This window comes from Rhizobium sp. AQ_MP, assembly GCF_014237835.1.
GTDB lineage: Bacteria > Pseudomonadota > Alphaproteobacteria > Rhizobiales > Rhizobiaceae > Allorhizobium.
Map to the genome: position 1 here is coordinate 364,259 of NZ_JACJVI010000001.1, position 25,967 is coordinate 390,225.

Genomic DNA, 25,967 nt, shown 5'->3' on the forward strand with positions numbered 1-25,967 from the left:
CCTTGGGGCGGTGACCACCGCTGATTCCGCCCTTGCCCTTCTGCCTGCCCCCTTCCTCCGCTGGTTCGGCGAAAAGGGCTGGCAGCCGCGTGACCATCAGTTGGAACTCCTGGCCCGGGCGAGATCGGGCGAAAACGGCGGCGAAAGCCTGCTTCTGATCGCGCCGACCGGCGCGGGCAAGACACTGGCCGGCTTTCTTCCGTCGCTCACCGAACTCACCGAGCGCGGCCGCAAGAAACCGGGCGAGGCCTTCACCGGCATCCATACGCTCTACATCTCGCCGCTCAAGGCGCTCGCCGTCGATATCGAGCGAAACCTGATGAAGCCCGTCACAGAGATGGGGCTTCCGATCACCATCGAGAACCGCACCGGCGACACCCCGGCTTCCAAGCGCCAGCGGCAGAAGACCAATCCGCCGGATATCCTGCTCACCACGCCCGAGCAGGTGGCCCTGCTGATCTCGCATTCGGATGCGGCGCGTTTCTTCAAGGACCTGCGCTACGTCATCTTCGACGAACTTCATTCGCTGGTGACCTCGAAACGCGGGCATCTGCTGTCGCTTGGACTGGCGCGCCTGAGGAAACTTGCCCCGGGCCTGAAGACCATCGGCCTCTCGGCCACCGTCGCGCAGCCGATGGACCTGCGCCGCTGGCTGGTCGCACAGCCTGAGGAAGGCGAGGCGGCGACCGGATTGATCAGGGTCGAGGGCGGCGCGAGGCCCAATATCACCATCCTGCAGACCGAAGATCGCATTCCCTGGTCCGGGCATCGGGCGGTCTATGCCATCCCCGAAATCTACAAGGTGCTGAAGGAGTTCCGGACGACGCTCCTCTTCGTCAACACGCGCTCGCAGGCCGAGATGCTGTTTCAGGAGCTGTGGACCGCAAACGACGACAGCCTGCCAATCGCGCTGCATCATGGTTCGCTCGACGTCTCCCAGCGCCGCAAGGTCGAGGCGGCAATGGCTGAAAACCGGCTGCGCGCGGTCGTGGCCACCTCGACGCTGGATCTCGGCATCGACTGGGGGGACGTCGATCTCGTCATCCATGTCGGTGCGCCCAAGGGCGCCTCGCGCCTTGCCCAGCGCATCGGCCGCGCCAATCACCGCATGGACGAGCCGTCGCGCGCCATTCTCGTGCCGGCCAACCGATTTGAGGTCATGGAGTGCCAGGCCGCCCTCGATGCAAACTATATCGGTGCGCAGGATACGCCGCCGGTGGGAGAAGGCTCGCTCGATGTGCTGGCTCAGCATGTTCTCGGCATGGCCTGCGCCGATGCCTTCGACGAGGAGGAGTTGTACCGCGAGGTGACGACGGCGCTCCCGTATGCCAGCCTGCCGCGCGAGACCTTCGCCCGCATCGTCGATTTTGTCGCGACCGGCGGCTATGCGCTTCGGACCTACGAGCGCTACGCCCGTATCCGCCGCCGCAAGGACGGCTTATGGCGCGTCTCCAATCCGCAGGTCGCCCAGCAATACCGCCTGAACCTCGGCACCATCGTCGAGATGCCAATGCTCAATGTGCGATTGGTCAAGCGCAACCATCTCGGTTCGATCGGCCGCGGCGGCATGACGCTGGGTAAGGTGGAGGAGTATTTCTTTGAGCAACTGACCCAAGGCGATACTTTCCTCTTTTCGGGTAAGGTGCTGCGATTTGAGGGTATCCGCGACAATGAATGCCTCGTATCGAATGCCTTTTCGATGGACCCCAAAATCCCGGCCTATGCCGGCGGCAAGTTCCCGCTCTCGACCTATCTCGCCGATCAGGTGCGTGCCATGCTGGACGATCCGGACCGTCGCACCGGCCTGCCCGATCAGGTGCGCGATTGGCTGTCGCTACAGGCGGAAAAGTCCGTGCTGCCCAAGCGCGGCGATCTCCTGATCGAGACCTTTCCGCGCGGCGAGCGCTTCTACATGGTGATCTATGCCTTCGAGGGCCGGCTGGCGCACCAGACGCTCGGCATGCTGCTCACGCGACGGCTGGAGCGCATGCGTGCCAAGCCGCTGGGCTTCGTCGCGACCGATTACGCACTCGCCATCTGGGGGCTGGAGGACATGGGCTCGCTGATCGCACGAGGTGCCTTGAGCCTCGCCGAGCTCTTCGATCAGGACATGCTGGGTGACGATCTCGAAACCTGGCTCGACGAGAGCTTCATGCTGAAGCGCACCTTCCGCAACTGCGCGGTCATCGCCGGTCTGATCGAACAGCGGCATCCCGGCAAGGAAAAGTCCGGCCGGCAGGTGACGGTTTCCTCGGACCTCATCTACGACGTGCTGCGCAGTCACGAGCCCGATCACATCCTGCTCCAGGCGACGCGACAGGATGCCGCCGCCGGACTTTTGGACATTGCCCGGCTTGCCGATATGCTGGAGCGAATCAAGGGACACATCCTGCACAAGAGACTGACACAGATCTCGCCGCTCGCCGTCCCGGTCATGCTGGAGATCGGCAAGGAGCCGGTGGCAGGCGAGGCCCAGGAACACGTGTTGTCCATGGCGGCAGAAGATCTCATTGCCGAGGCCATGGCGTGAATCATGCAGAGCGGCTATGACGGGCGTGGATGCTGCGGAATGAACAGATGACGGGTATGACCGCCCGGCGCCTCGCGCCAACAGAGACAGCGGAGACCACAACCGAGATCGCGGTCTCGGGTGTCGCGGCCGTCTGCGATCTGACCGGTGCTCTTTATCTGCCGGATCATCGCACCCTCGTGGTCTCAGACCTGCATCTTGAAAAGGGAGCGGCCTTTGCAAGGCGCGGGCAACTCCTGCCACCTTACGACACGCTCGCGACTCTCCGCATGCTGGAACGCGTAGTGGCGCGCTACGAACCCACCACGATCGTCAGCCTCGGCGACAATTTCCACGATCGTGTCGGCTCGGCTCTGATGCCCACGCTCTTCCGCGAGATGATCTTCGGCCTTGCTGGCGGACGCGAATTCATCTGGATCAACGGCAACCACGATCCGGATGGTACGACGGCATTACCGGGCAATTCGATGGACGAGTTTTCCCTCGCCGGCCTCACCTTCCGCCACGAACCGTCGCTCGCTCATGGCAAGGGCGAAGTCGCCGGCCACCTTCATCCGTCCGCAACCGTTCGCCGCCGCGAAAAATCCGTTCGCCGCCCCTGCTTCGCCACAGATGGTCTGCGTTTGGTCATGCCGTCCTTCGGCGTGACAACAGGTGGCCTCGACCTGCGCCACAAGGCCTTCACCGGCCTCTTTGCCCGCACCGACCTGATCGCGCACCTGCTTGGCCGCGACCGGATCTACTCGGTGCGTTACGGCAATCTGATTGGCTGAAGCCGTCAGTCCTTGCGGAAGATCAGGCTTGCCGCCCAGCCCGTGATCAGGGCCAGCAGCACGGCGAACGTGCCGTAGGCAAGCGGCTGCTGGTGGGCGGCCTCGGTAATCGCTTCTTCCAGGCCTGTCTTGATAACCCGGAGCGGCAATTCCTTCGAGGCGATGAACTCGCCTGACTTGAAGAGATAGGCGTGCACCGTGTGTACGCCGTTCGGGATGTTGGCTGGGAGCCGCAGCGTCGCCTGAAAGAGGCTCGAAGACACGAAGCGCACGCCACCCGTATCGCGCTGGTAGAGGCCGCGATTCTGCTTCAGTCTGCGAAACGCATCACGAAACTCGCCGAGATTGGCGGAGTTGCTGATGAAGCCCGTGGGTGTTAGCGCCAGGTGATCGATGCCGATACCGAGCGAGGTGAGGACATCATCCTCGGCGATCTCTTCCACCGGTCGTGTGCTGGCAAGCGAATAGGAAATCGGCATCTGCTCGAAGGTGAGCGAAGTCCGATTGACCCAGATCCCGAACAGGCGCTCCTTGCGCCGGACAGTCGTCCAGTCCCGGGGACCCTCCAGCGTCACGACGATATCATACTGGCCGATCGCAAGCAGCAATTGGTCGGTATTCGTAAGGGCACCGAATACCGTCAGGTCAGCGCCGGAGAAGTCCGAGGTGATCGCGATCTCGCTCGTCGAGATGCCGATTTCGAGGCCCTCGCGTTCAGCAAGCTGTGCGGCCAGCGGGTCCTGTGCCGCCACCGGGAGCGCCAGCGCGGCGACAAGGCTGAGGACCAGAGCGAAAAGCCTTGCGCTCATTTCAGCCTCCGATCGCCAGCGAATAGATGTCGGCGGGCGTCACCACGAGCTCGATCGCCAGACGCACGCCGACAGCGAGAACCAGCAGTCCGAGAAGTGCGCGCAACTGTTCCCCGCGCAGCTTCTGTCCGACCCGCACGCCGTACTGTGCCCCGATCACGCCTGCGACCATCAGGATGAAGGCCAGCACGATATCGACAGAATAGTTGGTCGCCGCCTGGACGATGGTTGTGTAGGCGGTAGTGAAGATGATTTGGAACAGCGAGGTGCCGACGACAACATTGGTCGGGATCCTGAGCAGATAGATCATGGCCGGGACCATGATGAAACCGCCGCCAACACCCATGACCGACGTCAGTATGCCGATGCAGAAGCCGAGGGCCAGGATCGGGACGACGCTGAGATAGATCTTCGACTTTTTGAAACGCATCTTGAACGGCAGGCGATGCACCCAGTTGTGCTGGCCCGGCCGCTTCAGGGGCGCCGGCTCGTTGCGCGCCGCGCGGCGCAGGGCCCGTAGGCTCTCCGCCAGCATCAGGCCACCTACCGTGCCGAGGAAGGCGACGTAGAGCAGCGAGATGATCAGGTCGAGCTGGCCCTGCCTCCGAAGCCATGAAAAGATATAGACACCGATGCTTGCTCCGACGAGGCCTCCGATCAACAGGACCGACCCCAGCTTCACATCGAGCGTTCCGCGCCGAAAATGCGAGATCGCGCCGGAGACCGAGGAGGCGACCACCTGGTTGGCGCCGGTCGCCACGGCCACCACGGGCGGAATGTTGTAGAAGATCAGGAGCGGCGTAATCAGAAATCCGCCGCCCACACCGAACATGCCCGAGAGAAAGCCGACAGCCGCGCCCATTCCCAGAATGATGAACACGTTGACCGACATTTCGGCGATCGGCAGATAGATCGTCACCTCAGGACCTCAAATGCGAATGCCCGCGCACGAAGGCGCGGTCACGTCAGGGTCTCAAACCCTTTGCTCTCTCATGCTGGGTGGCTGCAAGTCCTTGATCGGACTTGTTCCCCTTCGAATTCTTTCTTGCGCCTGATGGGCAATCAAGTCAATTCGAGAGCCTGTCATAGGCTCTCAATCGCGGTGTTTTATGACAGTCGCATCATTTGTTGCGCGCGAGCAGTTCGGTCACCAGTTTGTCCGTCACCTGACCCGTCGGCTGCTCGCCAATCGATGTCTGGAAGGACTTGATCGCAGAGACAGTCTTGTCTCCCATCACACCGTCCGGCGTGCCGGCATCGAAGCCGTTCTTGTTCAGGATCGCCTGGATGTTGCGGATCGCCTTTTTCATGTCGACGCTGGCAGTCTTGAGGCCCTTGCCCGCCCACTCATCCGGCGTATTGGCTGAATTGGCGTCGGGGCTGAGTTCCTTGGCCTTCCAAAGGTCGACGTCGGCACGCGCCCGTTCCAGTTGCTCTGGCTTGAGCGCATTTGCCACCTCGTCCCGCTTCTGGGCAGCATCCGTGTCGCCACCCTTGGCGGCGATTGCAAACCATTTGTAGGATGCGACGAGATCCTGGGCGGTCCCGTTGCCACGGGCGCTGAGGATCGCGAGATTGAACTGACTGTCGGAGACGCCGTAATCGGCGGCTTTGGTGAACCACTCGACCGCCTTGGCATAGTCTTGCGCACCATCCTTGCCGGAAGCGTAAATGACGGCGAGATTGTGCATCGCGCTGGCATTGCCGGCATTGGCCGCCATCTCATAGTAGCGCTTGGCTTCCGCGATGTCGGGGGCGACGCCCGTTCCCTTTTCAAGGAAGTTGGCAAGCCTGTATTGCGCGACCGCAAACCCTCTGTCGGCAGACAGACGGTACCATTTGGCGGCTTCGGCGAAATCGTTCTTGACGCCACGGCCTTCGGTGTAGCGCGCGCCGATTTCGAAGAGCGCAAGTGGATCGCCGTTCTTTGCAGCGATCGACAGCGAAGGCGGCGTGATCTCGGCCGGGACCACGATCTCTGCCGCGGGGGCTGCCGGTGCTGCTGGTGCGATCTCCTGCGCAACCACCACACTGGGGTCTGCAACCTTGGCCGGGCTTTCGAGCGTCTGGGCAGGCGCCGTCTCGGCCGGGGCCATCAGGGCGCTCACCGGGGGTACTTCTGTGGCTTGAATGGGTGAGGAAGGTGCCTCTGCCACGGCAAGGTCATCTGCCGTCTCGGCGGGGGGCTCCGCATCCACGACATCGGTTTCCGTGACCGGTGCAGCCACCACTTGGTCATCTGCAGCGCTTGCCATCCCGGTGTCGGCTGCCGGTGCCAGCTCAGGGGCTTCGCTTGTTTCTTCTGGGACGCTCTCTTCGATAACGGCGGGTGCCTCGCTGCGGGTCAGCGTGTTGACCAGCGGCATGGCCATGGCAACGAGAAGCACGGCGCCGACCGCCATCAGGATCGGGCGGCGATAGCGTGCAAAGAGTGAGGGTTCGCCGGTCTTTGCCTTCGCCTTGACATCCGCGACGGTCTTGCTGCCGCTGGGCGTGGCTTTCTGAGCCCGGTCCATTTCCATCGCAGCCGCTTGAGCCGCGCGACGGGCAGCCGCGATATAGTCGGCGCGGTCACCTGTTTCGGCAGTGGTGGCACTGCCGCCCTTTGCAGCCTGCTGGCTGGCGCGCACACGCTCCAGGATCTTGCGGACATCGGGTGCGCCCGAGCCGGGTTCAAGCAACTCGTTGGCATCATCGGGAGGAAGGACGTCGACCGGATCGATCGACGGCGATTGAGCCACCGCCTGGCGGGCCTCGGTCGGAGCCTTAGGCGCCTTCTTGCCCGGCATCAGCTTCTTGCCGAGGCCGGCGAGCAGGCTCGGCTTCGAGACCTTCTTCTCCCTGGCCGCATCGATGACGGGCAGGGCTGTCATCGTCTGCGCAAAGTCGTCCGCAGCGGCGAGAAGTTCCTGATCGATCGGATGAGCCGTTTCGACAACGTCTTCGACAACCATACGTCGGGGCTGTGAAGCCGGTGCCACGGCCTCAACTGCGCGTGGTGCCGGCGCCGGAGCAATGGGCGCCTGGGCAAAGAGCGGTGCTGCCTCGGGCTGCTGGCCCGTGTGATGGAGCTCGTCGAGCCGTCCGGCGATCTGAACCAGTGTGTCATGCAGCGCCTCGAAGGTGCGATGCGTGCGCTCCTCTGAGTGGCGGGTAAAATCTTCGAGTTGCTTCAGGTTATCCGAAAGGGCGGAAAGGGCGGAGAGGTCGGCTGAGGCGGCCTGGCTTCCGGCTGGGAAGCGCTGGGCGAAGTTGGCCATCACCGTCTCGGCAGCCTGGCGGGCTGCCTCGATGATATATTCGTCGCTGGTCGAGACATAGTCTTCCAGAGCCGAGATGCGCCCGGCAACCTCCGGATCGGCCGGCGACGGCTGGCTGATCAGGGCCGAAAGATGAGCGATCTGGTCTTCGAGACCCTTCAGGCTCGCGCTTTCGCCGACAGGCGCAGCGGAACTGGTTTCCTCAAGACGGTCGACGACGGCATTGAGACGATCTTCGAGGTTGCGGAGTGCATTGTCGTCGATCATGGCGACCGGCTGTGGTGCGTCCAGTTCCTCGATGCGGCGGGCAAGGATTTCCAGGCGATCGGCAAGTCGGTCGTTGACAGCGCCGCCGTCGAGCGCGTCGATCTTGCGGGAAATGTCGGCCAGGTAGCCGGTGAGTTCCGGTGCCGGCACCGGACGCTGAACCTTCTCCAGCATGTAGGAAAGCTGGTCGAGCCTCTCTTCGAGCCGGGCGGCTCCTTGGTCGGCCGACAGTTGCTCGATGCGTTCGGTGAGAAGCTCCAGTCGCTCGGCCATCTCGATCGAGGCGTCCGGCTGCGACGCGCGCCGCTCGGACAGTGTTTCGATCTGGCGAGCCAAGCCCGAAAGGCGCTCTTCCAGCCGATGAAAGGTCGCTGGATCGTTGCCCGGACCGCTGTTGCGGCTGCCGGCGGCAATCGCCCGGGTGATCTCATCGAGCCGCATGTCGAGCGCGGAGAACTGCTCCATCAGCTTGCGTTCGTTCGGATCGAAATGCGCGCCGATATGCTCAAGCGCCGAGGCCACGGTGACGAGCTTGTCCTCCAGCGCGCGGATGGTGCGGGTGTCGCCCATGCCACCGAGCTGCGAGCGAATATCGTCGAGCCGGTCGGCGATGCGAATGATTTCGTCGCGCATGGCACCGGTATCGAGGCCGTCAAGCCGGCCCTCGACGTCGTCCCACCGGCGTTCCATACGGCGCACGGAATCTTCGCGGGCAAGGCCGTCCATCAGCGAACGCAATTCATTGAAGTCCTGGCGCAGGCCATCGGTACCCGGGGCCTTGATGCCTTCGAGGCGCTGAATGCTTTCGGCAAGCCGGGCAATATCCTGGCGCATGTCGTCTTGCGGACGGCTTTCCGCCGCGAGCTGGCGGATCGAGCGCATCTCGTTGCGCAAGCCTGCGATCTCGCGTGACAGGCTCTCGCTGATGTCCTGTTTCAATTCCCGGCGAAGACCACTGAGCGCTTCGGTTATGTCCTGGCTCGGGCGCACGGGCGCCGCTACAGGGGCGGCTGCGCGCGAGCCATAGGCCGGCTGCGGATCGGAAAGTGGCGGCAGGGGCTGGCGGACCGCCGCACGCGGGGCCGGCTCTTCGCTGCGGCTGTAAAGGCTGCGTTCGGTTGGACGGGAACGGCTTTCCTCGAGCGCGCGCTGGCGCTGACGGATTTCGGCCAGCGGATCCGGCCTGGAATCGCGAGCATCGCGCTCGCTGCGTGGCAGATCGTCGGCGCGGCGGCCGGACAGCGCTCGTGATGCGGGCTCGTCAGCACCGCGGCTGCGGGCAATTTGCTGGCCGATCAGGCCCTCGATACGCGCCTCGAGTCCCTCGATGGTACGGCTCAACGCATCCAGCGAGGACGGGTTGCCGGGCCGTGGGGTCTGGGATCGCGATCCGTTCATGGTTCTGCTCGCCTCAAAGGTGTCGGACGACAGTTTCGTCCGAATGCGTCCGGGTGGTTCATTTCGGCTTCGACCCGTGCGCCTTCCGGGGTGACAGGCGGGCGGGTCGGAATCGCGGATGGATCACCAGCTTTCGAACGCAACCTTTCATGAAACATGGTAAACAAGCCGTTAAGCTTCGCCAAAATTTGATGAACGATCCGGGCTCTTTTCTCTCGTCACGCCCCGCACAAGCGGCTTTCGTTAGAGCTGCTTGATGGAACGGGAGGGTTCATGACGGCTGCACAAAATGCCGCGGCTCAAAACTTTGACGTTTACGCGCACGTCAATTATTTGTATAAGCGAGAACAGTCCGATCCCGTCGGAACCGAAGTCTTTGGAGGAAGATGACCGATGCCTGTCTACAAGGCCCCCGTAAACGACACGCTTTTCATTCTCAACGACGTCCTTGGTCTCGAGCGGTACAACAATCTGCCGGGCTTTGAAGACGCGACCCCCGACATGATCGAGGCGATCGTCGGTGAAGCGGCCAAGCTTGCGGAAGAGCAGCTTTTCCCGCTCAATCTCTCCGGCGACCAGGAAGGCTGCGTTCGCTCTGATGACGGTTCAGTCAAGACCCCGAAGGGCTTCAAGGAAGCCTATGATGCCTACTGTCAGGGCGGCTGGCTTGGCCTTGCTGTGCCCGCAGACTTCGGTGGCCAGGGTCTGCCCTACACGCTGCATTCGGCCGTTGGCGAGTATATGTCGTCCGCCAACATGGCGCTGATGATGTATCCGGGCCTGACGCAGGGCGCGATCGCCGCGATCCTGGAGCACGGCTCCGATGAGCAGAAGCAGAAGTATCTGCCGAAGATGGTCGAGGGCATCTGGACCGGTACCATGAACCTGACCGAGCCCCATTGCGGCACCGACCTCGGCCTTCTGCGCACCAAGGCCGTTCCGAACGGCGACGGCTCCTACAAGATTTCCGGCCAGAAGATCTTCATCTCTGCCGGCGAACACGACATGTCGGACAACATCATTCACCTGGTGCTGGCCCGCATCGAAGGTGCACCTGAGGGCACCAAGGGCATCTCGCTCTTCATCGTGCCGAAATTCATGGTCGGCGATGACGGCTCCGTCGGTGCCCGCAACACGGTCACTTGCGGCGCCATCGAGCACAAGATGGGCATCCACGGCAACGCGACCTGCGTGATGAACTATGACGAGGCGACCGGCTATCTGATCGGTGCCGAGAACAAGGGCTTAGCTGCCATGTTCGTCATGATGAACGAAGCCCGTCTTGGCGTCGGTCTGCAGGGTCTGTCGATCTCCGAAATCGCCTACCAGAATGCCGCCAATTATGCCCGCGAACGCATCCAGGGCCGGTCATTGTCGGGCGTCAAGGCGCCGGAAAAGAGGGCCGATCCGATCATCGTGCACCCGGATATCCGTCGTGCTCTGCTGACCATTAAATCCTTCAACGAAGCCGGGCGCGCTTTCCTGCTTTGGACCGCGCTCAAGTCCGACATTGCCCATCGTTCGGATGATGCGGCTGAAAAGCAGCTTGCCGACGACGTGCTCGGCCTGATGACGCCTATCCTCAAGGGTGTGCTGACCGACAAGGGCTTCGATCACGCTGTCATGGCCCAGCAGGTCTATGGCGGCCACGGCTATATCGAAGAATGGGGCATGAGCCAGTATGTGCGCGATGCCCGCATCGCGATGATCTACGAAGGCGCAAACGGTATCCAGGCGCTCGACCTCGTCGGCCGCAAGCTCGGCCTCAATGGCGGTCGCGCCGTCATGGCCCTGTTCAAGGAAATCGGCGATTTCTGCGAGGAGCATCGCAATGACGAGAACATGGCCTTCTTCACCAAGGGCCTGAAGAAGGGCCTCAACGACCTGCAGGCCTCGACCATGTGGTTCATGCAGAACGCCATGGCCAAGCCCGACAATGCCGGTGCTGGTTCGACCGATTACATGCACCTCTTCGGTCTCGTCGTGCTCGGCTACATGTGGGCCAAGATGGCGAAGGCCGCCAACGATAACCTCGCAGCAGGGTTTGGCGATGCCGACTACTACAGGAACAAGCTGTTGACCGGCCGTTTCTACATGGAAAAGGTCATGCCGGAGACGGCATTGCGCAAGGCCCGCATCGAAACTGGTGCCGACAGCCTGATGGAAATGGCCGCGGAAGCGTTTTGATTGCGCGACCTGCTCCCTCCCCCTTGTGGGGAGGGATGGGGAGGGGCCTTGTAAGGATAAACCCCTCCCCGTCGCTGCGCTCCGACCTTCCCCACAAGGGGGAGGGTTGACCCCGAGGATGCGGCCCCGCCTTGCCCAGAGTTGGCAGGTGAGGGACAGTGAAATTCCGGCGCCCCTGTGCGCCCAAGGGAGAGAGACGATGACTGAAGTCTTCATTTACGACCACGTGCGCACGCCCCGCGGGCGCGGCAAGAAGGATGGATCGCTGCACGAAGTGCCGACACCCCGCCTGGCCGCCAAGACGCTGGAGGCGCTCCGCGACCGCAATGGCCTGGACACCTCGACCGTCGATGACATCATTTTCGGCTGCGTCGACCCCGTCATGGAAGCCGGCGCCGTCATCCCGAAGGCCGCTGCCTTCGAAGCCGGCTACGACTTTAAGGCGCCGGGCATGCAGATCTCGCGGTTCTGCGCCTCGGGCCTCGACGCCATCAACCTCGCCGCTGGCAAGGTGAAGGCAGGTTCGGATGACATCGTCATCGCAGGCGGCGTCGAAAGCATGTCCCGCGTCGGCATGGGCATGTCGGGCGGTGCCTGGTACATGGATCCCTCGGTCAACTTCCCCGGCTATTTCATGCCGCAGGGCGTGTCCGCTGACCTGATTGCCACCAAGTACGGCTTCACGCGTGACGACGTCGACGCCTATGCCGTCGAAAGCCAGAAGCGCGCCGCTGCCTCCTGGGCCGCCGGCAACTTCGCCAAGTCCGTCATCCCTGTGAAGGACGGCAACGGCCTCGTCATTCTCGACCGCGACGAACACATGCGCCCCGGCACGGACATGCAGTCGCTGGCAAGCCTCCAGGCATCCTTCCAGATGCCGGGCGAAATGGGCGGCTTCGAAGCCGTTGCCATCCAGGCCCATCCGGAAATCGAGCGCATCACCTATGTCCACCATGCCGGCAATTCCTCCGGCATCGTCGACGGAGCGGCTGCCGTTCTCGTCGGCTCGAAGGCAGGTGGTGAGGCCATGGGCCTGAAGCCCCGCGCCCGCATCCGCGCCTTCACCAATATCGGCTCCGATCCGGCCTTGATGCTCACCGGCCCGGTTGACGTAACCGAAAAGCTTCTCGCCCGCACCGGGATGAAGATCTCCGACTTCGACCTGTTCGAACTCAACGAAGCCTTCGCCGCCGTCGTGCTGCGCTTCATGCAGCATTTCGAGATCGACCACGCCAAGATGAACGTCGCGGGCGGCGCGATTGCCATGGGCCATCCGCTCGGTGCCACGGGTGCCATGATCCTCGGCACCGTGCTCGACGAGCTGGAACGCCGCGATCTGAACACCGCGCTGGTCACGCTCTGCATCGGCGCTGGCATGGGCACGGCGACGGTTATCGAGCGCGTTTGATGGGGTCCAACCCTCCCCCTTGTGGGGAGGGTGGCCGGCAGGCGGGAGGGGACTTTGCATAAGATCCCCTCCCCAACCCCTCCCCACAAGGGGGAGGGGCTTAACCCCGCCAGATCGCACCCAACGCGGAGCGGCGGCGACATCGGCGAATTTCAGGGAAGAGGAATCCCATCATGACCTACAAGAACTTCACCATCGAAACTGACGCAGACGGCATTGCCCTCGTCACCTGGGACATGCCCGACAAGTCGATGAACGTCTTCACCGTGGAAGTGATGGATGAGATCGAGAAGATCCTCGACCAGACAGTTGCCGACGACGGCATCAAGGGCGTGGTCTTCACCTCCGGCAAGTCCTCCTTCTCGGGCGGCGCCGACCTCACCATGATCAAGGGCATGTTCTCCATGCTCGAAGAGGAGAAGGCCAAGGACCCGGCCGCCGCCGTCCAGAAGCTCTTTGACGCCGCCGGTCGCATGACCTGGCTGTGGCGCAAGATCGAAACCTGCGGCAAGCCGTGGGTCTCGGCGATCAACGGCACCTGCATGGGTGGCGCGACCGAACTGTCGCTTGCCTGCCATGGCCGCGTGGCCTCGAACGCCAAGTCGGTCAAGATCGGCCTGCCGGAAGTCAAGGTCGGCATCTTCCCCGGCGCCGGCGGCACGCAGCGCGTCGCCCGCCTCGCCAACACGCAGGATGCCCTGCAGATGATGACCACGGGCCAGACGCTCTCCGCTGCCCGCGCCAAGGCGATGAACCTCGTGCACCAAGTCGTCGAACCGGGCGAACTGATCAATGCCGCCAAGCAGATGATCAAGGATGGTCTGAAGCCTGTTGCTCCCTGGGACGAAAAGGGCTTCAAGGTCCCCGGCGGCGGCATCTGGACGCCGGCCGCAGCCCAGCTCTGGCCGGCCGCTTCCGCCATCCTGCGTCGCGAAACCGCCGGCAACTACCCAGCCGCTCTCGCCATTCTGAAATGCGTCTACGAAGGCCTGCAGGTGCCCTTCGACACGGGCCTGAAGATCGAGCAGCGCTACTTCACCGAGATCGTCCAGACCACCGAAGCCTATTCGATGATCCGCTCGCTCTTCGTCTCCATGCAGGAGCTGAACAAGGGCGCCCGTCGCCCGGCCGGTCAGCCGAAGTCGGAGATCAAGAAGGTCGGCGTCGTCGGTGCCGGCTTCATGGGCGCGTCGATCGCCTATGTGACGGCCGCAGCCGGCGTCAACGTGGTGCTGATCGATCGTGACTTGGAAGCGGCCGGCAAGGGCAAGACCCATTCGGAAGGCCTCGTTGCTGGCGCCGTCGGCAAGGGCAAGCTGACCAAGGACGAGGGCGACAAGCTGCTCTCCCTGATTACCCCGTCGGATGACTACGGCACGCTTTCCGATGCCGATCTTGTCATCGAAGCCGTCTTCGAAGATCGCGACGTGAAAAAGGCTGTTATCGAAAAGGTTGAGGCGGTTTTGCCGGAAGGCGCGATCTTCGCGTCCAACACCTCGACGCTGCCGATCACCGGTCTCGCCAAGAACTCCAAGCGCCCGGTCGATTTCATCGGCATCCACTTCTTCTCGCCGGTCGAGAAGATGATGTTGACCGAAGTCATCCTCGGCAAGGAAACCGGCGACAAGGCGCTCGCCGTCGCCCTCGACTATGTCGCCGCGATCAAGAAGACCCCGATCGTCGTCAACGACACCCGCGGCTTCTTCGTCAACCGCTGCGTCCTGCGCTACATGGCCGAGAGCTACAACATGCTGATCGAAGGCGTTCCGCCGGTCATGATCGAAAATGCTGCGAAGTTCGCCGGCATGCCGGTCGGCCCGCTGGCGCTGAACGACGAAGTGGCGATCGATCTCTCCTACAAGATCCTGAAGGCGACCGTCGCTGACCTCGGTGAGAAGGCGATTGACCCGCGCCACATGGAGTTGGTCGCCCGCATGGTCGAGAAGGAAGAGCGCTTCGGCCGCAAGAACGGCAAGGGCTTCTACGACTATCCGGCAAAGCCGGCCAAGAAGCATGTCTGGCCGGGCCTGAAGGACTTCTATCCGCAGCAAAAGCCGGAAGCCGTTAACGTAAAGACGCTGCAGGAACGCTTCCTGGCGACCATCGCGCTCGAAGCCGCCCGCACTGTCGAAGAAGGCATCGTCACCGACCCGCGCGAAGCCGATGTCGGCTCGATCCTCGGCTTCGGCTTTGCGCCTTACACCGGTGGCGCCCTGTCCTATATCGACGGAATGGGCGTAAAGAACTTCGTAAGCCTCTGCGAACGCCTCGCGAAGGATTACGGCGCTCACTTCACTCCGACGCCGCTGCTCAAGGACATGGCCGCCAAGGGTGAAACCTTCTACGGTCGGTTTGACCCCTACGGTGAAGCCGCCAAGGCTGCTTGAGCTTACTGAGTTTACCAAACGAAAAGGCGGCTGACGGCCGCCTTTTCTGTTGCGGCGATCATCTGAGCCGTAATCGCATCACGTGGAGCCTAGTTTGCCGAATTGCCCCTTTTTGCGCGGGGCATACAGGGACGGCTTTACAGGAGCAGCGCCGGGCTCAGTCCTGCTTTTTTCCGGAAATGGTGGCAGAGCCAACAAAACAATCGCGCCATAGAACAACCCTATGGCGACGGTATCTGCCACTGGTGGCAGCGTGACGCCGATAAACCTTGGCAGGAAGACGGGCGCCAAGATACCGTACATCAAGGCGGGCGGCCAACCGATGTCGCGCAATCGACCCGACAGCATCCAGAGGAGCCCAATCATCGTTAAGGCAGTTAATGCCACTGCGACCATCGGCTGAAGCGTCATCAGGAGAGTTCGACCTGCCACCAAGGCGGCAGTTCCACCCTGCTCGGTGCCACCGTTAGTCTTGGAGTATAGGATCGACTTGACCGTCTCTTGTCGGAAGGCCTCCATCTCGGCATCTGTCGGGCGTTTTCCGGACTTTACGATCGCTTCCACTGCTTGCGCCTGGCCTTCCAACATCAAAGGCATGTTGCGGTCGCCGGTAACGCCCTTTTGGTCTGCCATGGCCGATTTAGGCAAAGGGCGATGGCTGGTCAGTTGTTGAGCAACCAGGTCATGGGGCACCATGCTCAATTTCTCGATGGGGCCCTTTGCGAAATCGAAGGCCACCATGACAAGGATCATGATGACATAGCCTTTGCGGCCAAGTGTGTGGTTCCCGAAGAGTGCCATGAGTCATCCGTATGCAGCCTGTGGATGCAATGATGCTCGCAGGTATCTGTTAAAGTCGGCTAAGCAGAACGCTTAGAATTCTACCGGTCTCGGGCTCGCCAGATACCTGTTCGAAGGCCTCATTAGCTATCGACCATGTAGCCTCTGCGGAGCCCCTGGGCGTCGAGCCATGATATCACCGCCTCCGGCTCGTCCGTCTGGATGATGGTCACGCCGCGCTCGATGAAGAAACCCCAGACATCCTCGGGACGTCCGGTCGAGAGTGCCAGATAGTCGCCGCGCCCGCCAGCCACCATGCCCTCCGGACGATCCGTGATCGGATAGGTGTTGATCCACAGATGGGCATTGTTGCGGATTGCGGCTGCGCGGGAAAGCGGCGAGAGCAGTGGACCACCATCGGCTGTGATGGGCTTCGATGCATCCCGATACCAGTGCACGAGTTCCGCCGCCGGTGCGTCGAGCGCCGATTGCGTGCGGTCGATGAAGGCCGGTTCGGTCACAGCGTCGTCCGCCAGGATTGGCATGAAGGCGATGTCGGGGCCGATGGCGCGGCGGATATCGCGGGCAAGCTGCAACCGTTCGGCGTTCCACACCGCGAGCTTCAGAAGCACGCCATCCGGCATGCCAAGGCTGCGTGCGAGATCGGCGACTTCCACCAGCGCCTCCGGCTCGAGCTTGTTGTCGATGTTGATCAGGATGCGACCGCGCGCGTGCAGCATCGCCTCTTCGAGCGTGAAGACATGCTCGTCTGTCAGGCGACGGTTACCTTCCACGACGAGCTGGCAGCTTCTCAGTTCGGCGAGCGTATGCTCGGCCACCTTGCCGCGACAGGTCGTGGTGCGGTCCAGCGTCTCGTCATGCATGATGACAAGCACGCCGTCCCTGGAGCGTCGGACATCGAGCTCGACCATCTCCACGCCGATCGAGACGGCGTGATCGATGGCGGCAAAGGAGTTCTCGGCACGCACCGTGACTCCCTCCCTCTTCCATCCGGCCCGATGAGCCACGACCATGACATGATCGCGGTTGAGATTGGCATGGACCAGCCGCTCATGAATGAGAGCCGCCCGGTTCGTGGGAGGGATGGGAGCAAGGCTTGCAGCTCCCGTGACAAGGGAAAGCAGGAGGCCGAGGACGAGAACGGCGAGACGCATGAGCAGGGGCTCCGATCTTCAGTGTCGTTCCCGCCGCAATAGGTGCGTCGCGTGAAGCCGCCGTGACGGTTTTCTGAAGCCTCTGTGACATCGATTCATGGAACAGCCCCACGCGTACTTCCGTTGAGCGCGGGACGACAGACGTGAAAGGGAGATGCCGATGCAGACGACGACCGCCATACCCGAGAACCACAGGGCGATCGAGGTCGATCTTCCCGTCAACGCCGTACTTCATCTCTGGCTGAAGGCTGTCACACCGGATGAGCCTGGCTCGGTCTCTCTCTACAGCGTCAACGGCAAGTTCGGTGAAGTGCAGGCGGTCAATGCCGAGGAGAACTCCTTCCGGATCTACCACGTTTTCGGCGGCGGGACGGTGACGCTCGCCTACGACACGGCCGTGACGTCACTCTCGGTCGCCTACTGGTTCACCCCATCCGATGTCCTGGAAACAGGCATCACTGTGATCCATACGAACCCCGCCAACGAGCCGCCGGATCTGCCTGATGGCTATCACTTCCGCCCGCCCTTCGGATGGATGAATGACCCAAACGGTTTCGGTCGCTTTGGAGGACGCCCGCATCTGTTCTACCAGCACTATTCGCATGGCCGGATCTGGAACAACATGCATTGGGGCCACGCGGTTTCGGCGGATTATCTGCGCTGGCGTCATCTGCCGGTCTTCCTGTTCCCCTCCGAGGAACTGACTGTGCGGCCCGACAAGCGCGGCGGCGCCTTCTCGGGTTCGGCGATCGCCCGCACTGATGGGCCGGGCATCCGGGTCTTCTTCACCGAGAAGATCGCCGATCGCATCCCTGAACAGGAAATCCAGCTGACGGCCACATCGACCGATCTTTTCAGCGCCGGGGCTGCCGAAGTCTTTCTGCCTCACAGGCCCGATGGAGAGGGGCTGACCTTCGATTTCCGCGATCCCTATGTTTTTAGAGGGCCGGACGGTCTTTGGAAAATGCTGCTCGGCAGTCAGAGTATTCAAGGGGGCGTCGTGCTGCTTTACGAGACCGAGGACAATACAGCGGCCGGCGGCTGGACCTATGTGGGCAAACTCTACACCGAAACACGCTATGAGACTTCGGCGCTGGAATGCCCCTGCCTCCTGCCTGTCGATGGTGACCACCGAGATCCATCGACGCGTTGGGCGCTGATCTATGGTCTGATGAACGGCGAGGACAAGGAGACGGGCCGGCGCAACCTGACGATGATCGACATCGGCTGGTTTGATGGGCGCAGCTTTGCCAAGTCCTTCGGACGCGAACTCGACTTCGGCACCGACAACTATGCTTTCCAGGCCTTCGTGGATGGTGGCGCCGCCGTTGGTATTGGCTGGCTGGGCAATTGGGCAGATACCGGTCCAACCATTGATTTCCCCTCCGCCATGACCCTTCCGCGAACGCTCACGCTGGAGGGCGATACACTGCTGACGCCGCCGATCGGCGCAGCGGAAAGCCTGCGTGCCCGCATGCTGGACCGCACCCGTCTCGCCATCGGAGAGAGGATCCTCCTGCCGACCGGTGCCGCAGAAATCATTTTCGAACTTGAGGAGCCCGGTGGCGCTTTCCGGCTAGAGTTTGACCACCCGGATATTCGCCTCGCGGTGACACAGCATGAGGAGGGCCTGGAGATCCTTCACGCCTATCTCGACAGACCGGAAGAGCCGCCTGGGCCACGGTATCTGGCCCGGGCTGCCGCAGCTCGCCGGATAAGGGTTTTCCTTGACTACGGGTCGCTGGAAGTCTTCGCGGATGGGGGGCGGATTGCCGGCACCAAGCGCATTGCAGGCTTCGAGCCTGTCCGCTCCGTCAGGCTGATCGCCGAGCCTGGCGTCGTCAGCAACGCCACCATCTGGTCTCTGAGGCTTTGAGCTTTCGCCGAAATTCTCTGTCATCGGCCTGTCAACAAGGCGGTATTAGGGTTCTGCCAGACTGAGGTAGGGCCGATGATGAACATTCGAGAGACCACAGACACTGGTATCCGCGCGGCTGAGATTTACGCCGAGATGGTAAACCTCAGAGAGACGATCCTCAACGAAACCCGGCCGTTATCCTCGTCCGGTGACGACGATCCGGCCATCGTCAATCTGGGCCATTATCTGGCCCTGCGTCGTCATGACATCCGCTTGCTGCAACGTCGGCTGATGGCACTCGGCTTGTCGTCCATGGGAAGGCTGGAAAGCCGCGTCTTGCCAACGATAGATGCGGTGATCCATGCACTGGCGGCGCTCTCTGGTGCTCGCGCAGATATCCCCGCTATGCCGAGCGAATTGGAGTTTTTTGCCGGGGAGATGCGCCTCGAAGCGGCAAGCGCCGCACTCTTCGGGGTGACGCCGCCGACCCGACGGACCCGGATCATGGTAACCCTGCCCAGTGAGGCAGCGGAGGGACCGGACCTCATCCTCGATCTTGCCCGCTCTGGGATGGATGTCGCCCGGATCAATTGCGCCCATGACGGAGCAGACGCCTGGCGCGCGATGACCGCTTCAATTCGGTCGGCAGCCAACGTGGTAGGGCGAGACATCAAGATACTGATGGACATTGCTGGTCCCAAGATCAGGACGGGCGAGGTGGCCTCAGCAGACAAGAAGCCTCGGCTGCAGATCGGCGACCGCGTCCGTCTCGTTGCGAACGGCGTACCGCGTATCGATGATGCCGTGACACGCTCTGCCGCAGTCTCCTTGCCGGAGATGGTGACACGCCTCTCGGTTGGCGATCGTCTTCGGTACGACGATGGAAAGCTCGAAGCCGTTGTCGAGAGCGTCGGAACGGGAGAGGCCGTCATCCTCGTTCGCCGCACCAAATCCGGCGGCACACGACTGAAGGCGGAAAAGGGCATCAACCTCCCCGATACCGCACTTGGACTGTCCCCACTCACCACCAAGGACGAAGCCGACCTCGAAACGGTGATCGAATGCGCTGATCTCATCGGCTATTCCTTCGTCAGCCGGCCGGAAGACATCGACCTGCTCGACAGCGTGCTTGACCGCCACGGCAGGACGGATCATCCGCTCGGCCTGATCGCCAAGATCGAGCAACCCCTGGCGCTCACCAATCTTCCTGCCCTCATCGCCAGGGCGCGCAAGCGCGGACCCTTCGGCGTGATGATCGCCCGAGGCGATCTTGCTGCCGAAATAGGTTTTGAACGGCTCGCGGAGATGCAGGAGGAAATTCTCTGGGTCTGCGAGGCGGCTTCCGTTCCCTGCATATGGGCGACGCAGGTGCTGGAAGACATGGTCAAGGAAGGCATTCCGACACGCGGCGAGATGACGGATGCCGCCATGGCGGCACGCGCCGAATGTGTGATGCTCAACAAGGGGCCGGCGGTCGTTGAAGCCGTTTCTCTTCTCGATCGCCTTATGGGCCGCATGAACGATCACGTATTCAAGAAGACAGCGACGCTGCGAGCGCTGAAAAGCTGGTAATCCAGAGCGAGCGGTCTCCTTAGCGAACCCTATTCGGCAGCCGTGCGGCGTTGGGAGGAGATCTGGGTGATGAAGGCACGCAGCGCTGCGGGGCGAACCGGCTTGTTTTGCAGCGTAATCGAGTGGCGCTCGGCCTCTGCTCGAACTTCTGCCGAACGATCGGCGGTGATCAGCAAGGCCGGGACATCGGCCAGGGTCAGGGCTCGCAGCCTTAGGATAGCCCCGATACCGCTACCGTCTCCCAGGTGATAGTCGGCGATAACAAGATCTGGAGCAGTGCTGCTCTTGATCAACTCGTCCATCTCCGCAATCGAACCGGCGCATTCAACACTGCAACCCCAACCGGAGATGAGCAGTTGCATGCCCTCAAGGATCTTCGGCTCGTTGTCGATGCACAACACGCGGAAGCCCTGAAGCGATGGCGTCGACCGGGAATTGGCATCGATGGGCACCACGCCCTTGGTCGCAGGTTTCGCGACATCAAGCGGCATGACGACCTTGAACGTTGTGCCTCTGGCGGGCTTGGAAGTCAGCTCCACCGGGTGCTGCAGAACCTTGGCAATACGATCGACGATGGACAGGCCGAGGCCTAGACCGGAAGCGGTGCGCATGCCCTCCTCGAGCCGCGCGAACTCCTTGAACACGGTCCGGAACTTAGATGAGGGAATGCCAATGCCGCTATCGGTCACCTGGATGACGACCTTGTCTCCCTGGCGGCGAGCACCGACCACCACGCGGCCAGCTGGCGTGTATTTGATCGCGTTGGACACGAGGTTCTGGACGAGGCGGCGGAGCAGTGTCGGGTCGGAACGGACCGACAGTGTCGTTGGCATCACCACAAGTTTGAGGTTCTTCTCCCGCGCCATCGGCGCAAAGTCGGTTTCAATTCTCTGAAGCAGGCTGTTCAAGGCCACGCTGGAAAAGCGCGGCTTCATTGCGCCCGTATCGAGGCGAGAAATGTCGAGAACGGCGCCGAGGATGCTCTCCACGGATTCGAGCGCAGAATCGATATTGCCGACCAGCGCGCTGTTTTCGGAATCGCCAAGCCGCTCGACCAGCGATGAGGAGTAGAGCCTTGCAGCATTGAGGGGCTGCAGGATGTCATGACCGGCCGCCGCAAAGAAACGGGTTTTGCCGATGTTGGCCTCATCCGCCGCCGCCCGCGCTTCCGCCAGAGCATGGTTCACCCGCGTGAGTTCCGCAGTACGTTCACTGACGCGCTGCTCCAGAGTTTCGTTCGCCTGTTTCAGAGCCTGGTCCGCCTCGACGCGCGAGGTGATGTCGCTGAACGTCGCAACAAGTCCCTTGTCAGGCATCAGGTTGCAGCGCACCTCGATGATCCGCTTGCCCCCGGCGAGCACCATTTGAAATGGCCGGTCGAACTGATGGAAGCTGCGGATCACGACCTGGCTGTCGCCGGCCGGAACGTCGCCCCTCTGTGCCAGTATTGCGATGATGTCGACCAGCGGGAATCCAACCTGGCCGACATGCTCTGGCAGATCGAGCAGCGTGCGGAAACGGCGGTTCCAGATCGTCAGGCGGTCGGATGCGTCGAAAACGGCGATTCCTTGCTCCATTTGGGCAAGCGCCGTCTGCATCATGTCCTGATTGTACTGCAATGCTTCCGAAGCCTGGTCGAGCAGCCAGACCGTATCGGCTGAAGGATCCTCGGCCTTCTGCAGAATGAGCGAAAGAACGAGGCGGGCTGAGGAAGAGCCGATCGCGCTGCCAAGCAGCTGTTCGGAAAAATGAATGAAGGCCATGTCGGCAGGACTATCGTCGGCGAGCTTTCGGCCGACCGTCTGCTCGTAGGACCGGAAGGATCGCTCCATCCGCTCGTTGCCGAGATAGCGCGCAATGGCGGCCTTCAAATCGCCCACGGCGACACTCGTTTTCCAGCCGCGAGTTGCGAAGTTGGACCGCGGTTGGCGCTTGATGAAGATCGAAGACTGGATGCGTTCGACCGGCCTTGGGTTCCGGCTCAGCGAGCCGATGACGAAGGCAAGCGTGTTGACGAGCAGGCTGAACAGCGTCGCATTCACCAGGGGGTCTGCGTATTGCGGCTCGAACATCGACAAACCGGGAAGCAGGAAGCCGAGGACCGCAGAGGCAATCCAGGAATGATCTTCGGCGCCGAGGCTCGGCAGGAAGAGCAGATAGGCCCAGACGAAGAAGCCGATCGTGAGGCCTGCGATTGCGCCCCTCGCGTTGGCCCGTCGCCAGATCAATCCGCCGAACATGGCCGGAGCGATCTGCGCGATGGCGGTGAACGAGAGAAGGCCGATCTTGGCAAGCCCGGTCGTATTGTCGGCGGAGCGGAAGTAGACATAGCCAAGCAGCAACACGCCGAAGATCGCGGTTCGCCGGATATGGAGGAGGGTTTTGGCGAAGTCTTCGCGTTGGCTCGGCCGGCCGAGCAGCTTCTGGCGAAGGAAGATCGGGAGAACAATGTCGTTGGACACCATGATCGCGAGCGCCACGGAAGCAACGATCACCATGGCGGTTGCGGCCGAGAAGCCGCCGATAAAGGTCAGCAGTGAAACGAAACCGGATCCGGCTTCGAGCGGCAGCGACAGGACGTAAAGGTCAGCGTCGCCGCCGCCGCCAAAGATGAGAATGCCCGCAATTGCCGCGGGGAGAACGAAGATATTGATGGCGATCAGATAGATCGGCATCAGGATGCCCGCGAGCTTCAGTTCCCGCGGCGTGCGGTTTTCCACCACCGTCACGTGGAATTGCCGCGGCAGCATGATGATGGCAAAAGCCGAGAGTGCAATCAGCAGCAGCCAGCGGCTCGGTGGCGTCTCGTGCGTCAGCGCCGCCATCACTGCTTCGCTCTCAACGGCCTTCTGCCATAGGTCGGCAGGCCCGTCGAACATCACCCAGATGACGAACACGCCAAGCGTCCAGAAGGCGATGAGCTTAACCACCGACTCCATGGCGATTGCGAGGATGAGGCCGTCCTGATGCTCTGTCGCATCCGTATGGCGCGTCCCGAAAATCACGGCGAAGCATGCGAGGATGAAGGCGACGATGAGTGGCAGGTCGATGAAATAGAGATTCCCGGTGCCGATGCCATAGGCCGTCGGGTCCATCACCGCTGCGACCGAACTCGATACGGCCTTCAATTGCAGGGCGATGTAGGGAATGATGCCGACCAGGTATATGATCGTGACGAGCATGCCGACGATAGGGTTCTTGCCGTATCGCGCTGCCACGAAGTCTGCGCCTGAGGTAATCTTCTCGGTCTTGGCAAGCTCGACGATCCTTCTGAGGATCGGCATGCCCAGCGTGTACATCAGGATTGGGCCGATGTAGATCGCCATGAATTCGAGGCCGTGCTGAGCGGCAAGCCCGACGCCACCGAAATAGGTCCAGGACGTGCAGTAGACGGCCAGGCTGAGTGCGTAGACGACTGGGCGTCCCCCCGCAGGCACGCCATGCACGCGGGTCTTGCGGTCCCCGTAGCTCGCCACGGCAAACAGAAACAGCAGGTAGCCGATCGCCGACGCAACGATGATCCAGCCTGGGAACACCTTTTCCTCCTCGATTGCGCCCAAACAGGAACCTTAGGGCATGTCTGCGCTTTTTGAAATCGTTTCGCCTATTGACCTTAGTCGAAACCGGAACGCGGCTTGTGCCGAATTACCATTTTCGAAATCGCGAAGATTGGTTAACCATGATCCATAACCGGCTTTCCGCCGGTGTTTTAAGGGACCACTGAGGAGCAGGGGACTATGCTACAGGAATTCAAGACATTCATCGCTCGAGGCAACGTCATGGATCTGGCGGTTGGCGTGATCATCGGCGGTGCCTTCGGTCTCATCGTCAGCTCGCTGGTCGAGGATATAGTGATGCCGATCGTCGGCGTCATTTTCGGCGGCTTCGACTTTTCCAATTACTTCCTGCCTTTGAGCAGCAATGTCACGGCAAGCACACTGGCCGCCGCCCGTGAACAGGGCGCGGTCTTTGCCTACGGCAACTTCATCACCGTCGTCATCAATTTCGTGATCCTGGCCTGGATCATCTTCCTCATGGTGAAAGCCGTGAACACGCTGCGCAAGTCGATGGAAAAGGAAGAGCAAAAGGCCGCCGAAGCGGCTCCACCGCCGGCTGACGTTCAGCTTCTCACCGAAATCCGCGACCTTTTGAAGAGCCGCTGAACGCTCATGATGGGTTCCCTCCGCAAGCGGGAACCCATCAGCAGGATCGATCTTGTCCTCAAGGAATATCATGGGATTTTTGGCCTCTGATCGGTTAGACACATCGCACCGATCGAAGGAGTGATTTTCCCATGACCCTCTTGGACAGCCTCAGCCCCCGTGCGCTCGCCGCCCCGGAAAGCGGTATCGTCGAGATCATCAACTATGCGCGGGGCCGTGATGGTCTGCTGCCGCTTTGGGCGGGCGAGGGGGATCTGCCGACGCCCGATTTCATCAATCGCGCTGCGAGCGAAGCACTTCTGGCTGGCGAGACCTTCTACACGTGGCAGCGCGGTGTTCCGGAACTGCGCCAAGCGCTCTCGCGCTACTACAAGCGCCACTTCGCCGTCGATCTGCCGGTCGAACATTTTTACGTCACGGCTTCTGGCATGCAGGCCATTGCGCTTGCCGTCCAGGCTATGACCTCGCCCGGGGATGAGATGATCTATCTCTCGCCCTGCTGGCCGAACATCGTCTCGGCGATTGACCTTGCCGGCGCAAAGTCTGTTTGCGTGGCGCTATCTTTCACCGATGGCCGCTGGACGCTCGACCTCGATCGCCTGGAAAAGGCGATTACGCCGAAGACGAGGGCGCTCTTCATCAACACCCCTTCCAACCCGACCGGCTGGACGGCGACCCGCGAAGACCTGAAGGCAATCCTTGAGATTGCGCGCCGCCACGGCATCTGGATCCTCGCCGACGAGATCTATGCACTGTACTACTACGGCGCAGCCGAGCGCGCGCCGTCCTTCTTCGATGTCATGGACGAGGGCGACAAGGTCATGTTCGCCAACTCCTTTTCGAAGAACTGGTCGATGACCGGCTGGCGCGTCGGCTGGATCGTGGCGCCACCGGAACTTGGGCAGGTGCTTGAAAATCTGATCCAGTATTCGACCTCAGGCGTCGCCCAGTTCATGCAGCGTGGCGCCGTCGTGGCCCTTGATCACGGCGATGACTTCGTTCGCGAGAACATCGCCCGCGCCACGGCATCGCGCGACATCCTCTGCGATGCGCTGATCGCCACCAACCGTGTTGAGACTTTGAAACCCGAGGGTGCGCTCTACGCATTCCTGAAAATCGACGGCATTACCGAAAGCCGAAAGGCCGCACTCGATATCGTCGACAAGACTGGCGTCGGCATGGCGCCTGGAACCGCCTTCGGCGAGGGTGGGCTGCCATTCCTTCGGGCCTGTTTCCTGCGCAACCCGGCACACATCGCCGATGCCGCCGAGCGGCTGAGCGGATATATCAAGGCGCTTTGACGAGCGCCCCTGCGGCTCGGCCCATTCGATAAAATTTGATTGAAACGGTTTGCGCGGGCTTTACGAAGAATCCGAATAGTCGAGCCGTTTCAGTGCTTT

At 61.8% G+C, this 25,967-nt stretch carries 15 protein-coding genes; 9 read left to right on the forward strand and 6 right to left on the reverse strand.

Annotated features, from left to right (window positions below; all coding sequences use genetic code 11):
• The first annotated feature begins 10 nt into the window (after positions 1-10).
• A complete protein-coding gene (locus tag H6M51_RS01935) occupies positions 11-2,530 on the forward strand; it encodes a ligase-associated DNA damage response DEXH box helicase (RefSeq protein ID WP_185808194.1) in 2,520 nt (839 codons plus the stop codon).
• A 56-nt stretch (positions 2,531-2,586) separates the two neighbouring features.
• Positions 2,587-3,303 carry a ligase-associated DNA damage response endonuclease PdeM gene (gene pdeM, locus H6M51_RS01940; RefSeq protein WP_185808427.1) on the forward strand — a complete coding sequence of 239 codons (717 nt, stop codon included), beginning with the start codon at positions 2,587-2,589 and terminating at the stop codon, positions 3,301-3,303.
• Positions 3,304-3,308: 5 nt separating this feature from the next.
• On the opposite strand, the gene H6M51_RS01945 is transcribed toward pdeM, so the two are convergent.
• From H6M51_RS01945 to H6M51_RS01955, 3 genes are all read right to left on the reverse strand, one after another.
• A complete protein-coding gene (locus H6M51_RS01945; protein WP_185808195.1) occupies positions 3,309-4,112 on the reverse strand; it encodes a TIGR02186 family protein in 804 nt (267 codons plus the stop codon).
• A 1-nt stretch (position 4,113) separates the two neighbouring features.
• Positions 4,114-5,031 (reverse strand): sulfite exporter TauE/SafE family protein, encoded by a 918-nt coding sequence (locus H6M51_RS01950; protein ID WP_185808196.1) that lies wholly within the window; start codon positions 5,029-5,031, stop codon positions 4,114-4,116.
• Positions 5,032-5,233: 202 nt separating this feature from the next.
• Positions 5,234-9,037, reverse strand: coding sequence for a peptidoglycan-binding protein (locus H6M51_RS01955; RefSeq protein ID WP_185808197.1), 3,804 nt, complete (start codon positions 9,035-9,037; stop codon positions 5,234-5,236).
• 393 nt (positions 9,038-9,430) lie between these two features.
• On the opposite strand from H6M51_RS01955, the gene H6M51_RS01960 reads away from it, so the two are divergent.
• The 3 genes from H6M51_RS01960 to H6M51_RS01970 all read left to right on the forward strand — a co-directional run bounded on the left by H6M51_RS01960 (position 9,431) and on the right by H6M51_RS01970 (position 15,019).
• Positions 9,431-11,224, forward strand: a complete 1,794-nt coding sequence (locus H6M51_RS01960) for an acyl-CoA dehydrogenase C-terminal domain-containing protein (RefSeq protein ID WP_185808198.1) — start codon at positions 9,431-9,433, stop codon at positions 11,222-11,224.
• Between the two features lie 199 nt (positions 11,225-11,423).
• Positions 11,424-12,632: an acetyl-CoA C-acetyltransferase gene (locus H6M51_RS01965; RefSeq protein WP_185808199.1), complete on the forward strand. Its 1,209-nt coding sequence runs from the start codon at positions 11,424-11,426 to the stop codon at positions 12,630-12,632.
• Positions 12,633-12,802: 170 nt separating this feature from the next.
• Complete coding sequence (locus H6M51_RS01970; RefSeq protein ID WP_185808428.1) at positions 12,803-15,019, forward strand: FAD-dependent oxidoreductase; 2,217 nt, start codon at positions 12,803-12,805, stop codon at positions 15,017-15,019.
• Between the two features lie 78 nt (positions 15,020-15,097).
• Here the strand turns inward: H6M51_RS01970 and H6M51_RS01975 are convergent, their stop codons facing one another.
• Both H6M51_RS01975 and H6M51_RS01980 read right to left on the reverse strand, forming a co-directional pair.
• On the reverse strand, positions 15,098-15,820 hold the full coding sequence (locus tag H6M51_RS01975; protein WP_185808200.1) for a hypothetical protein: 723 nt from the start codon (positions 15,818-15,820) through the stop codon (positions 15,098-15,100).
• Positions 15,821-15,942: 122 nt separating this feature from the next.
• The gene (locus H6M51_RS01980; RefSeq protein ID WP_185808201.1) at positions 15,943-16,974 is read right to left on the reverse strand and encodes a glycerophosphodiester phosphodiesterase family protein; all 1,032 of its coding nucleotides are present in this window, start codon (positions 16,972-16,974) and stop codon (positions 15,943-15,945) included.
• 160 nt (positions 16,975-17,134) lie between these two features.
• On the opposite strand from H6M51_RS01980, the gene H6M51_RS01985 reads away from it, so the two are divergent.
• Together H6M51_RS01985 and H6M51_RS01990 are read left to right on the forward strand one after the other, a co-directional pair.
• On the forward strand, positions 17,135-18,850 hold the full coding sequence (locus tag H6M51_RS01985) for a GH32 C-terminal domain-containing protein (RefSeq protein ID WP_185808202.1): 1,716 nt from the start codon (positions 17,135-17,137) through the stop codon (positions 18,848-18,850).
• Positions 18,851-18,925: 75 nt separating this feature from the next.
• Positions 18,926-20,404: a pyruvate kinase gene (locus H6M51_RS01990; RefSeq protein ID WP_246780352.1), complete on the forward strand. Its 1,479-nt coding sequence runs from the start codon at positions 18,926-18,928 to the stop codon at positions 20,402-20,404.
• Positions 20,405-20,433: 29 nt separating this feature from the next.
• On the opposite strand, the gene H6M51_RS01995 is transcribed toward H6M51_RS01990, so the two are convergent.
• Positions 20,434-23,940, reverse strand: a complete 3,507-nt coding sequence (locus tag H6M51_RS01995) for a PAS domain-containing hybrid sensor histidine kinase/response regulator (RefSeq protein ID WP_185808203.1) — start codon at positions 23,938-23,940, stop codon at positions 20,434-20,436.
• Positions 23,941-24,141: 201 nt separating this feature from the next.
• Here H6M51_RS01995 and mscL point away from each other — a divergent pair, with 201 nt between their 5' ends.
• Positions 24,142-24,567: a large conductance mechanosensitive channel protein MscL gene (gene mscL, locus H6M51_RS02000; RefSeq protein WP_185808204.1), complete on the forward strand. Its 426-nt coding sequence runs from the start codon at positions 24,142-24,144 to the stop codon at positions 24,565-24,567.
• A 131-nt stretch (positions 24,568-24,698) separates the two neighbouring features.
• A complete protein-coding gene (locus H6M51_RS02005) occupies positions 24,699-25,868 on the forward strand; it encodes a pyridoxal phosphate-dependent aminotransferase (protein WP_185808205.1) in 1,170 nt (389 codons plus the stop codon).
• The last annotated feature ends 99 nt before the right edge of the window (positions 25,869-25,967 follow it).

Bases quoted from the DNA above. Each gene is read 5' to 3' on its own strand.
- mscL (WP_185808204.1), top strand. From the start codon at position 24,142: ATGCTACAGGAATTCAAGACATTCATCGCTCGAGGCAACGTCATGGAT.
- H6M51_RS01965 (WP_185808199.1), top strand. From the start codon at position 11,424: ATGACTGAAGTCTTCATTTACGACCACGTGCGCACGCCCCGCGGGCGC.
- H6M51_RS01945 (WP_185808195.1), bottom strand. From the start codon at position 4,112: ATGAGCGCAAGGCTTTTCGCTCTGGTCCTCAGCCTTGTCGCCGCGCTG.
- H6M51_RS01985 (WP_185808202.1), top strand. From the start codon at position 17,135: ATGCAGACGACGACCGCCATACCCGAGAACCACAGGGCGATCGAGGTC.
- H6M51_RS02005 (WP_185808205.1), top strand. From the start codon at position 24,699: ATGACCCTCTTGGACAGCCTCAGCCCCCGTGCGCTCGCCGCCCCGGAA.
- H6M51_RS01960 (WP_185808198.1), top strand. From the start codon at position 9,431: ATGCCTGTCTACAAGGCCCCCGTAAACGACACGCTTTTCATTCTCAAC.
- H6M51_RS01980 (WP_185808201.1), bottom strand. From the start codon at position 16,974: ATGCGTCTCGCCGTTCTCGTCCTCGGCCTCCTGCTTTCCCTTGTCACG.
- H6M51_RS01990 (WP_246780352.1), top strand. From the start codon at position 18,926: ATGATGAACATTCGAGAGACCACAGACACTGGTATCCGCGCGGCTGAG.
- H6M51_RS01975 (WP_185808200.1), bottom strand. From the start codon at position 15,820: ATGGCACTCTTCGGGAACCACACACTTGGCCGCAAAGGCTATGTCATC.
- H6M51_RS01955 (WP_185808197.1), bottom strand. From the start codon at position 9,037: ATGAACGGATCGCGATCCCAGACCCCACGGCCCGGCAACCCGTCCTCG.
- pdeM (WP_185808427.1), top strand. From the start codon at position 2,587: ATGACCGCCCGGCGCCTCGCGCCAACAGAGACAGCGGAGACCACAACC.